This is a genomic window from Methanomassiliicoccales archaeon (assembly GCA_038740345.1).
Classification (GTDB): Archaea; Thermoplasmatota; Thermoplasmata; order Methanomassiliicoccales; family UBA472; genus JAJRAN01.
In genome coordinates this window covers 20,455-32,253 of record JAVYMA010000022.1, presented here as the reverse complement: position 1 = coordinate 32,253, position 11,799 = coordinate 20,455, and the positions used below count along the sequence as shown (strand labels likewise).

Here is an 11,799-nt window from a genome sequence, read left to right as displayed (position 1 = left end):
TTTCATATGCCATACAAATCTTTATCTTAGGCATCCCTCCAAGAACATCCAATTTCGTAATCGCTAGAGAAGATACCCCATTAAGTTTAATGGCATGCTTGATCACGACCATATCCAACCAGCCACATCTTCTTGGCCTTCCTGTAGTGGCCCCATATTCGCCCCCTTTGGTTAATAGTCTCTTTCCTATCTCATCCGTTAGCTCAGTGGGGAATGGACCAGCACCCACACGAGTAGTGTACGCCTTCATCACACCGATCACCTCATGGATAGTCTGTGGGCCGATTCCCACACCTGTGCATATTCCCCCTGTTACGCAATTTGACGAGGTTACGTATGGATATGTTCCATGGTCAATGTCCAACATAGTGCCTTGTGCCCCCTCAAAAAGCACCTTTTTACCTTTTTTTATAGCATCATTGACCAAATTGGATGTATCGCAAATGTATGGTGCAAGTTTCTTCCCTTGGGTCAGAAGAAGATTTAGGGTATCTTCGATTGGTGGTAACTTATCTTCTCCTAGAGCAGCTATTTGATCGCGTTTAATGTCATAAATCAGTTCTAATCTCTCTCTAAGATACTCTTCTGACTCTAAAAGATCGCACATTCGCAATCCATGGCGAGCCACTTTGTCTGCATAACAAGGGCCAATCCCTCTTCCTGTGGTCCCTAATCCTTTTTTTCCCTTGACCTTCTCTTCCAATCCATCCATCATTCGATGGTGGGGCATGACGATATTGGCCCGATCAGAAATGCGCAACCCCTCCACACTCCGCCCGCTTGCTTGGACCTTGGACATCTCCGCCTCCAAAGCTTCGAGGTCGACCACAACGCCATTTCCGATGACATTTATGATTTTGGGCCTAAGAATTCCGGAGGGCAAGAGGTGTAGGGCGAACACCTCCTCACCGATTTCAATTGTATGACCTGCGTTGGCTCCACCTTGGAATCTTACCACCATATCGGCATTCTGAGCCAGATAGTCTGTGATCTTACCCTTGCCCTCGTCACCCCATTGCATACCGATGACTGCGAGCGTGCTCATGCCCTCACCGCGCTGGCATCCGACAGGGCATAAATAAACCGTTCGGTCATTCAAATCTGGCTCATCAAATATAGATTTTTAATCTTTTCAATTGGCAGATCGGTAAGGAAGCCGGTGGGTGAAAAGTGAGTCCTGGAAGCTCTACCGACTGAATTAAGCCTCCGCAATAGTTCTTCTAAAGGAAGAGGGGAAGTCTTGAGCAATGAAGAGATCTCATTGTTCTCGTAGAAAAATGGTATGTTAAGTTCTTGTCTCCAAATATGTATGTATTTGGCGCATCTACCTGGTTCGGCAAGGTCCTCTGCTGGTTTCATTGAGTTAATGAGCTCTTTATCCTGCAATGATCCCAGCCACAAGGGTCCGCAAAGACCTTCTGCCTGCCGTGTCGAAAGCAAACGCTCATGGCTCGACTCATTGAATCCTACATAACCCAGGTTTTCCAGCGCAGCATCCGCAGCGGATGCTCCTTCATTTAATCGAATAAAGCAACGAAAGTAGTGATCGGCATAGAAACATAAGATCGGTCTAACACCTTTATCGAATTGAGCTGCTTCACGGGCTAGATACCCCAACATTATCCGTAAACCTGTTTCATGACAGAAAAGATTGCGTAAAGGCGATGCCATATAACGGCGAATACATTTTTTCTCATGGGTGCCAGATAAAGTAGCGGTGTCAGTAGCAGTAATGGCTAGTATTCCTCCTCGCTTTAAACCTTGAAAGGAAGCATGAATAAATGGAACCGGTGAGCCAAACGGGTCAATATCGATGTAATCATACATGTGCTTAGCTAAATGGCATCTTAGATCCTCATTGCAGGCTTGGCAATTTTTCAATGAATTAAGAGAGATGTTTGCTTGGATATATTGAAAGGCGCGAGGATCTTTATCGTTCAACACCATCTCGAAATCTCCTGGGCTTTCATTTACGATACGCAATCCTCTTGCCCCGGTGGCAGCCATGGCATCCAAGCAGATACCTTTAAATCGAAGGGCGCGGAAAAGCATCACTGTGACATCGCGATTGAAAGCCATTTGAGAGTTAAAAAAAACCTGCCCTAAGCGCTTGCCCGGTCCTTTTTGTGAATGCTCCTTAGGAATCAGCAATTTAGTTTTTCCCTCAATAATCTCTATTGAGTCCCTGATCACATTCAAAGCAGCTCTCCCTTCATGAGTTTCATTATTTTATAGGGAAGAAGATTTCGGTTAATAGGGGTGACTTCTAATATCCTAACATCATCCCTTCTCCGAATATCCTGGAGTAATGGATTGCGTGATTTTTTATGCAGGGTAAGGATCATAGGCTTCTCCACTTCCAGCGCGAACTTAACTGCTGAAACGAAGCGGTCGGATTCCACTTCCATTTTCCCAACTTCATCAATTACAATGACGTCAGATTCCTCGCAGGCTCTCATTAGAGCATTGACTCCGATATTTTCGAGCACGCTCAAATCAACCCCGAACTTTCCCACCATGAACTTACTTTGAATATTAATATGGGCCAGCACTGCCTTTTCCTTAGTCCTCCAATCTATTATTGAAAATCCTACCCTACGATTATCCTCCATTATTGGCTCAGTAATCATTCCTCCAACTTTCATCTCTTCCGATTCTAACATTTCTATGACTTTCAGAAGAGCATGAGTTTTCCCTGCGCCAGGCAGACCAGTGATCCCGATTTTAATGTTGTTCATCCTTTCACCGAAGGGAGCGACATCCAGAAGTTTTTTCGCTCAAACAGGTTAGAATGGGGATATGGATTTTCTTACTTAACTACCTTTGTCCTCGAAAATGTTTAACACAGAAAACACTGGCAATAGACGATATATTCCAAAGGGACTCTTCACTCACACAATGAAAAATCGCGAAAGTAGTCAGGCTTGGAAGCAATTGAAGAGAGAATTGCTTACAGTTTCCTCGATCTTGGTCATTATAGGATTTGCAATGATAGCGCTCTCAGCTCTGGCTAGAGAACTGTTGTGTTTTATATCGGGTCTTTCATTCTCTGTGGTAGCAGCTTTTATATTTATCTTACGCCCCTGGAATTATTTACGAAGACTTGAGACGCTTATTCATATTCATAAAAGGCGACTTTATTTAGAGGTCGTTTTAAAATCGTCTTCAACAAAGAATTCGATAAATGACAATAAAAACAAACAGAAAGATGATTCAAATGAAAAATGAGTATAATATAAAATATTGATTTGTGAAAATTAGTCGAGCTCCTCTACGGAGCTTACAAACATTAAAGGATAATGAAGTTCTTTAATATATCGCATCTCTGCTACGACCCTGACATTTTCTATCTGGATTTCTAGAATCACATCTAGCATGTTGCCTGTCAAGGTTTGATAATCATACTCGTCCTTTTTACATCTGAGAGCTTTACGATCTATATTCACCTTTATGCCTCTGACAAAGGGCTGAACCTTGACGCCATCTTCTATAGCCCTCTCAAGGATGTCAACATTAGCGGAACAAACAGGTGTACCTACAAATTGATGGTATATGGTCCCTAGTTTAATTCCCGCCTCGAAGATTGCTCTCTCTTTAAGGCTGCAATTGAAGTATTTGCTAGCCAGCTGCTCGCGTAGACTGCTCATAATTTCATCTCCCTAATTGATAATCATTTTGGCATCTAAAACGACATATCCCTTTTCCCGCAATATGATTGGATTGAGATCTAATTGCTCCAAGTCTTTTAGCTCTTCCACCCAAGATGACATTTTCAATAGAAGGTCAATGAAAGCATCCTCATCAGCCCTGAAACCTCGAAACCCTTCAAAATATGAGTTAAGCCTTGTCTCCTCAATCATCTCCAAAGCATCCAATCGGGATATGGGAAGTTTTCTGAAAGAGACGTCTCGAAAGAGCTCGGTCATGACGCCTCCAAGTCCAGTCATTATGCTCATTCCAAAGCTTCGATCTCTAAATAGTCCGACGATGGCCTCCGGGCCTGTTTTTTCCATGCTTTCGACCAAAACCTTTCCCTGAGGAAATCGTGATATGATTTCATCATATCTGGCCACAAGCTCTTGTGGTGTGCTCACATTGAGAAATACACCTCCCACCTCGGTCTTATGCAAAATATCTGGGGAGCTCACCTTTACAGCCAACGGATAACGTAAAGATATCCTGCTCAACTCCTCTCTTGTGGGAAGCAGAAAATCAGTCGTGGTTATACCACGGGAACGGAGCATCTCCTTAACCTCTGCTTCTGATAGCGTCTTTAAAGGCTGCGACATGCGTGTCATTCATGCATTCTCCGAAGATTGATTAATTCCTTCTTATGCGATTTCTCTTTTCAGCCTTCTTTAACAGCTTCTTTGCCTAAAGCCAAACCCTCGTTAAAAGCGCGTTCATTCATTTCAAAAGCACCCAAAGGGCTAAGGTCAAATATCGCCTTTATCAAAGCTTCCTTAGAGGCTAAATTGGATATGTATGCCAGCGCTCCAAGCATAATCATGTTAGCCGAAGATATTACTCCGATTTCATCGCTTCGTTTAAGGGCTGGAATCTCATAATGAGTAATTTGTGGTCTGCTTCCTACGGCTTCTTCCTCCAATATTATTATGCTTGCCTCGTGAGCGCTCTCAATATATTTCTCATAAGCTGGCTGGGACATAATGACAAGAAAGTCCACCTTCTCTGGAAAAGGATAAAAATTGGGCACGTCCGATATAACGACGTCACATTTTGAAGTCTCTCCCCTTGCGGCAGGACCATAGGATTGAGTTTGGATAGCATATAACTCCTGACCATTTCGTCTCTCATACAGTGCCACAGCTCTGGCTAGCACGATTCCAGCAAATATCATGCCTTGTCCGCCAAGTCCAGCCAGGCGTACTGATTTCTGCACTTGCCTATCACCTTTATAACTCCTTTTAAAAATATTGATTATAAGTATAATATCTTATATGAAAATAGGTATGGCATTTCATAATTGTAAAAAGCTCATGTCATGCGGTTAAATCTGTTCAATTTTAAACCGGGATTTTGATGCAGTTAGAATAAAATATTGTCGAGATGTTGGCTTAATCGACGAAATGGGATAATTGAATGATAACGGTCCTCTATGTAGACGATGAGCCATCGTTGCTTGAGTTGGCAAAGGAATTCCTGGAGAGAGATGGCGACATCAGAGTGGTTACTAGCGATTCAGCAATGGATGCACTCGTAAAATTGGAAGCCTTGGAAATAGATGCCATAGTGTGTGATTATCAGATGCCGCTTGTCGATGGGATTAATTTCCTTAAGACAGTGAGGCTGCAGGGGCGGAAATTACCTTTTATTCTGTTCACTGGCAAGGGAAGGGAAGATGTAGTTATCGAGGCATTGAATAACGGCGCTGATTTCTATCTTCAGAAAGGGGGAGATCCAAAGGCTCAATTTGTTGAGTTAATTAACATGATCAAACGCTCAGTGGAACAGCGTGAAGCCTCTGAGAGTATAGAGGAATCTGAGCAAATATATGAAAAGCTCTTTAAAGAAAACATAGAAGGGATGCTCCTCATCGATCCCGTCACTGGCGTTATAATAGATGCTAATGGAGCAGCGGTTAGCTTATTTGGTTATAGTTATGAAAGCTTAGTAGGAATGCATATCTCAAAGCTCAGCCCTAACATCGTGGACGTTGAAAACTTCAGGAAATGGCATGATGGCATAGGTAAAGGTGTTAAGGTGCAGGGCCTAGCCCTATTGGCAAATGGCGAGACTCGAGAAGTAGAGATATTTTCAGGAATGTTAAAAATCAAAGGGAGAAGGCTAGGATATGCAATGATTCATGATGTAACTGAGCTTTGTCGAGCCCATCGGCGCGAGCACCGGATGTCTATAATATTCAAGACGATGAGCTTTGCTAGCTTAGTTATTTTACGTGCTAAGAGCGAGATAGAGTTGCTGATTAATATCTGCAATGGTTTAGTGAAGGAGGGCGAATACTGTGCTGCTTGGATAGGGGATTTGGATGAATCAAGCGCTCCGAGGGAGATTGTACGTTCTGAAAGCGAATTGATTTCTAGAGAAGGCAAAACTATTTTTGAAAAGAATATTCTCGAAAAGATATTGAGAGATGTTTATCGTACATCATCAAGAGTTCTTTATATTTTAAATAATGAAGAAAAATCGAGTAAGAGGATTTCGTACTCAGCTTATCCTATAGTAATAGAGAACAAAGTTAAAGCGGTTCTCATTGTAGCCGCTAATCGTGCAGATATGGAGAAAGAGGAAGTCCTTATACTTGAGGAGCTGGCCGAGAATATCTCTCATGCTATAAAAGAGATTTCAGACAGGCAACGCATAATAGAAGAAGCAGAAATTAAAGCCGCAGAGGAAAGATTATGGTCCACCGGAAATAAGCTTCGTGCGATAATTCAAACCTCACCCATGGCCATCGTGACTTTAGACCCAGAGGGTAATGTTTTGACATGGAATCCTGCTGCCGAGAAAATATTCGGTTGGGACTCCGAAAAATGTGAAATTTTTAAATTGCCTTTAAAAGAGAACATCGAGACAAAAAACGTTTTCCATAGAATGTTGCGAGGCGAAAATATTTATGATTTTCCCTTTAGCTTTGAGGGTCGAACGATCAATATTTGTAGTGCTCCGATTTTAGATCAGGAAGGTCAAGTGTCTTCGATAATTATAGTGGCATCGGATATCACAGAACGTAAGGCAATGGAAGACAGGCTTCTTCAGCTAAATGATATATTGCGGCTTGTTAATCGTATCCTTCGTCATGATACGCTGAATGAACTCATGGTACTTTCAGGTTCTTTAGAAATGTACCAGCGCACTAAACAGGAGAGGTTCTTGGATACAGCCACGAAGGCAGTCAATAGATCTGTGGAAATGATTCGCCGCATGAAGGAACTTGAATCTCTGGTCGTATCGGGTGGCTCTGTCAAACTTTATGATCTTAAGCAAACGGCAGAAAAAGTTCTCCGTGGATATATGGTGGATTTCAATGTAGAGGGAGAAGGAATGATTTATGCAGACGATGCTTTGCCATCTGCAATAGACAATATTGTTCGCAATGCCATGATTCATGGCAAGGCAGATCATATAAAAGTTAAGATTTGGAATGAGAATGGACAGGTGATATTGCGCATCGCTGATGATGGAATAGGCATACCAGATTCTATTAAGCCTCGCATTTTCGAAGAAGGGTTCAGCTACGGAGGAAACGCAGGCACTGGGCTGGGTTTGTATCTTGTTTCAAAAGCGATAGAGAGATATCGGGGGAATGTGCGCGTAGAGGACAATGAACCTCGGGGAACTGCATTCGTCTTTACATTTCCAGGGGCTCAATAACAGAATTTAAAATTAAACAATATCTTCAAAAAAAGAATTTTATAAGGATCTAATATAAACTATCGGATGTCTATATATTAAAGGCGAAAGCTTAGCGCCCTTCAAAAAATCAAAAATAAATAAACAAGCAGCAGGTCCCCCTTCATTTTTTGACATTATGGAGCCTTTCAAAACGCAATGGTAATCACTTTTTCATTTGCCCATTATGAACTAGGAAAGATATGAGATTTTAGAGTTCACACTTCGCTTATTTTCAAATATTCAAGGATTGCTTGGACAGGTCTATCATAACAGGTCATCTAAGCTTCAGAAGTTCAAATCCCGTTTGAACATCTAATTCCCTTCGAGCATTAATTCCAGTCAGCTCCACTATGACTACTTCCGCTACTTTCCATATCCGAACACCTTTGCGCACACAACCAGTCACAGTGCTGTGCGCTCTGCCACAAGCAATGTGCATATGCAATACAGGTTTTCCCTGATCATTCAAGAATATCGTGCCAACGCCTTCCATTTCGAAAACTTGATCAAGTCCCTGCTCCATCGGGAGGATAGGTAACACTTCATCATTATCAGGTCCTACAATTAATAAGCTCCCTTTGTTCGCGGCACCTACTATAGTAACTATTCCAGCCTCAATGCGTTTATCGGCCGCGAATCTTTCTACCTCCTCATGCAAAATTTCTCCATCTTCTAATCTGAGTACAAAAATCCTTCCAATTTTACCTTGCGTGTATTTCATAATATTAACCCAAATCAGGATTATTAATCATAAACAATATACTCTGATTTTTTTTATTATGATTCATTTCTAAGGTTTTTCTTTTTGAGGCATCTGAAATTAAAAAGAATTCTTAACTCTTAATTTTATTTAACACCTTTAAATATGAATTTTAAAAAAATAATTGTTAACAGATAATTCATCAATTATAATTTTATTTGTTTATCATAAAACCTCATATCTCAAAAGTTTTTAGTGGGAATTAAAAAAGCAAAATAATTAAAAGGTCAGAATATGTTTTTTGTATTATTTTGATTCAAAATGTTTATATATAAATTAAATTTCTATTAATATAATGTAAATATTATTCAAAAAATTTATTTGATTTGAACATCAATTTATAATCCATCCTTTTTTAATTATATGTAATATAATTTTATTACAAAAAAATTAGCTGAAAAAGTCGAAGTAGGTTCCTTCAATTTCACATCATTATTTTTGGAAAATTTTATTGAAAACTTAAAAGTATTATATATTGGTGACATCTTGAGTGGTGTTAAGGTCGCCATATCGTTAGATAGCAATCGAATAAGAGCCATAATAAACGTCGCGAAAGCTATAGGACTCCCAAATTTTGAAAGAAAAGACGTTCTAATCAAACCAAATTTCAACACTAGTGATCCAGCTCCAGCCTCCACTCATATCGATACGTTAAAAGCAATTGTGGGGATAGTTAAGAAAGATTCACCTTCAAGTGTGGTTGTAGCTGACAGAAGCGGACCCATGAGTACTAGGCAAGTATTTTTCGAAAAGGGCATTTTCGATTACGGTAAAGAGGAAGGATTCTCTTGTCTAATCTTTGATGAAATGCCTGACGAGAATTATCGAAAGATACAGCCACCAAGCTCTCATTGGAAAGACGGTTTCCTATTCGCCAGGCCAGTCCTACAAGCAGACCGAGTTGTTTGCTTATGTTGTCTTAAAACTCACCAATATGGAGGGCATTTTAGCATGTCCTTAAAGTTGACTACTGGCATGGTGCATCGAATGAATATGGATGAGCTTCATACCTCCGCATATCAAAGAGAAATGATCGCAGAAATGAACTATGCTTACGAACCCGATCTCATAATAATGGATGGAGTAGAATCGTTTTATACAGGGGGACCGATGCGAGGGGCAATATGGAGGGCGAATCTTACGCTAGCCTCTAAGGACCGTGTCGCTATAGACGCTGTAGGGGTGGCTGCATTAAAGATGCACGGTACAACACCCGAAATAGAGCGTCGTCCTGTATTCATGCAAGATCAAATAAAAAGAGCAGCAGAGTTAGGTCTAGGAGTGAGAGAAGCTAAAGAGATAGAGCTAGTACCCTTGAATAAGGAGGCAGAAGAGATAACATCGCTGATCGAGGATCAATTAATGGCTTAGTGTTCATAACTTTATTTTGAAAGCGTGATTTACGGTAGAAATTTTTATGACTATGTTTTAAGGGCAATTTATCCTGAAAATTAGAAACACGGAAGCATATTTTATATCTTAGAAAAAAAGCTCAATTAACGTTTATTTTCGTTCAACGCATCAGTGCCAGAATAAAAAATTAAATGAATATTAAGAGGATAGAAAACCTCCTAAATTAATCTTATCAAGCAATAAGTCCATAAGGAGGACGATCTCGCTCTACAAATTCACCTATTGTGACCCTACCCTCTAAGTTCAAATCCATCATATCTAGACCCCAGGCCTTGCCTTTTTCACGCCTAACTGTTATTATTTTTAGCCATTCGAACATTTGATTAGGCTCTGGCATACGATTTCTCCTGCCAAATGAAGTAGGACATGGAGATGCCACTTCAATGAAGGAAAATCCTTTTTTCCGCATTCCTCTTGACATGCTTGCTATCAATTCTTTTACATTTCGGACTGTCCAGCGAGCAACATAATTAGCTCCTGAAGCAACTGCTAGTTCGGCTAGGTCGAAGGGATATTCTTTGCTTCCATAGGGGGTAGTCGTTGAGTACGCCCTATAAGGCGTCGTAGTTGATACCTGCCCTCCAGTCATACCATAGATGAAATTATTGATGCATATGACATTAATATCTACATTTCTTCTCGCCGCATTGATGAAATGATTTCCACCAATGGCACCGATATCTCCATCCCCGGAAAATACGATCACATTAAGGTCAGGATTGGCCAATTTGATGCCCGTCGCTACTGGCAGAGCTCTCCCATGGGTTGTATGTATGCTATCCGCTCTGATATAACCAATAATCCTTGATGAGCAACCTATGCCTGAGACAAAAACGGTTTTATCTTGATCCATTCCAACCTGGTCAAATGCTCGATAGAAGCAATTCATTATCGTGCCTATACCGCATCCCGGGCAAAACATATGCGGCCACCTATCCTCTCTAAAAAGGTCAAAAAATTCCATCACTCTTCCTCCAGATACCGAGCAAGGCGTTTAGGAGATGGGACTTCCCCCCCAACCTCTGAAAATAATCTTACCTTAGGATGTCCAGCCATACAGGCAGCGATCTTAACGTTATTGAATACTTGGCCCATATTCATTTCTACCACTATCAATTCTTTGCTCTCTGAGATTAAATTACTCAATTTTTCATATGGAAATGGCCATAATGTCTTAAGGATTATAAGACCAACATCCTCCCTCATGTGCATGACTTCCCAAGAGGGAAAGACCGAGGAGCCATAGCTTATAAGCATGTACTTTGAACCAGGTTTATACGCATCCACCATGCATATCTTATCTTTGTTAATCGATATTTTTTCATGCAAACGATTGACCAGCTCATTATGCACCTCAGGGTCATCTGAGGGATATCCAGTTATATCATGAGAAAGACCAGTAACATGGACTCTAGCCCCAGTCCCGAATATTGGCATTTTAGGTACCAGTGTTTCATCATAAGCGAACCCGTCGTGCCACACCTTATCCTCGCGGATTTTCCTTTCACACACTTCTATACTCTCTGGAACTGAGAATTTAGCTCTCATATGACCGATCTCTGCATCGGAAAGAATAATTGATGGAACACGATATTTCTCAGAAAAATTGAATGCCTCTATCGTCAAATCGAACATGTCCTGCACATTAGCAGGAGCCAATACAATGGTGGGGTAGTCCCCATGAGAGCCATATTTCGCTTGCATCACGTCTCCTTGACCAACTTTTGTTGGCAATCCAGTCGAAGGCCCCCCCCTCATAACATCAATTACGACCAGAGGTGTCTCCGTCATTGCTGCATACCCAATACTCTCTTGCATTAGAGAGAACCCCGGTCCTGAAGTAGCTGTAAGAGCCTTAGCTCCCGTCCACGCTGCTCCTATGCAAGCAGATATCGATGCTATCTCATCTTCCATTTGGAGAAATATTCCCCCTTCCTCTGGTATCCTTAACGCTAATCCTTCAGCTATTTCCGTAGACGGTGTTATTGGATACCCCGCATAGAAACGCAAACCTGCATGGAGGGAGGCTTCGACACAAGCTTCATTTCCTTGCATAAAGTAAGTTCCAGGGGGCAATTTCATCTCGAAACCTCCTCATCCCAAAAAAGGGCCTGGTCAGGACACGTCAATATGCACATTTCGCAAACTGCATTTCTTTTGGTTTTACGTTTAAAATTAGGACATCTCTCTGGGTGTTTAACTTGAGGTAAAATGTAGCCTCTTTCACTTATTTCAGAGCCCTTTTCAAA

At 41.2% G+C, this 11,799-nt stretch carries 11 protein-coding genes; 2 read left to right on the top strand and 9 right to left on the bottom strand.

What is annotated here, in order from left to right:
• The 6 genes from QW520_07555 to QW520_07530 all read right to left on the bottom strand — a co-directional run.
• Window positions 1-1,045, bottom strand: a 1,045-nt coding sequence (locus tag QW520_07555) for an adenylosuccinate synthase (GenBank protein ID MEM0449657.1), incomplete at its 3' end; no start/stop codon positions are given.
• Between the two features lie 50 nt (window positions 1,046-1,095).
• Entirely contained in the window at window positions 1,096-2,193 is a 1,098-nt protein-coding gene (locus QW520_07550) for a tRNA (guanine(26)-N(2))-dimethyltransferase (protein MEM0449656.1), read from the bottom strand.
• 2 nt (window positions 2,194-2,195) lie between these two features.
• Window positions 2,196-2,738 carry an NTPase gene (locus tag QW520_07545; protein MEM0449655.1) on the bottom strand — a complete coding sequence of 181 codons (543 nt, stop codon included), beginning with the start codon at window positions 2,736-2,738 and terminating at the stop codon, window positions 2,196-2,198.
• Window positions 2,739-3,257: 519 nt separating this feature from the next.
• Complete coding sequence (locus QW520_07540; protein ID MEM0449654.1) at window positions 3,258-3,647, bottom strand: dihydroneopterin aldolase family protein; 390 nt, start codon at window positions 3,645-3,647, stop codon at window positions 3,258-3,260.
• Window positions 3,648-3,659: 12 nt separating this feature from the next.
• Complete coding sequence (locus QW520_07535) at window positions 3,660-4,298, bottom strand: acetate--CoA ligase family protein (protein ID MEM0449653.1); 639 nt, start codon at window positions 4,296-4,298, stop codon at window positions 3,660-3,662.
• A 50-nt stretch (window positions 4,299-4,348) separates the two neighbouring features.
• A complete protein-coding gene (locus tag QW520_07530) occupies window positions 4,349-4,903 on the bottom strand; it encodes a 2-oxoacid:acceptor oxidoreductase family protein (GenBank protein MEM0449652.1) in 555 nt (184 codons plus the stop codon).
• A gap of 200 nt (window positions 4,904-5,103) precedes the next feature.
• Here QW520_07530 and QW520_07525 point away from each other — a divergent pair, with 200 nt between their 5' ends.
• Window positions 5,104-7,356, top strand: a complete 2,253-nt coding sequence (locus tag QW520_07525; protein MEM0449651.1) for a PAS domain S-box protein — start codon at window positions 5,104-5,106, stop codon at window positions 7,354-7,356.
• A 295-nt stretch (window positions 7,357-7,651) separates the two neighbouring features.
• Here the strand turns inward: QW520_07525 and QW520_07520 are convergent, their stop codons facing one another.
• Window positions 7,652-8,098: a DNA-binding protein gene (locus QW520_07520; GenBank protein MEM0449650.1), complete on the bottom strand. Its 447-nt coding sequence runs from the start codon at window positions 8,096-8,098 to the stop codon at window positions 7,652-7,654.
• A gap of 525 nt (window positions 8,099-8,623) precedes the next feature.
• On the opposite strand from QW520_07520, the gene QW520_07515 reads away from it, so the two are divergent.
• Window positions 8,624-9,508: a DUF362 domain-containing protein gene (locus tag QW520_07515; protein MEM0449649.1), complete on the top strand. Its 885-nt coding sequence runs from the start codon at window positions 8,624-8,626 to the stop codon at window positions 9,506-9,508.
• A 214-nt stretch (window positions 9,509-9,722) separates the two neighbouring features.
• Here the strand turns inward: QW520_07515 and QW520_07510 are convergent, their stop codons facing one another.
• Window positions 9,723-10,514 (bottom strand): thiamine pyrophosphate-dependent enzyme, encoded by a 792-nt coding sequence (locus QW520_07510; protein ID MEM0449648.1) that lies wholly within the window; start codon window positions 10,512-10,514, stop codon window positions 9,723-9,725.
• Window positions 10,514-11,632, bottom strand: a complete 1,119-nt coding sequence (locus QW520_07505) for a 2-oxoacid:acceptor oxidoreductase subunit alpha (protein ID MEM0449647.1) — start codon at window positions 11,630-11,632, stop codon at window positions 10,514-10,516. The genes QW520_07510 and QW520_07505 overlap by 1 nt, the downstream gene beginning before the upstream one ends.
• Window positions 11,633-11,799: the final 167 nt, after the last annotated feature.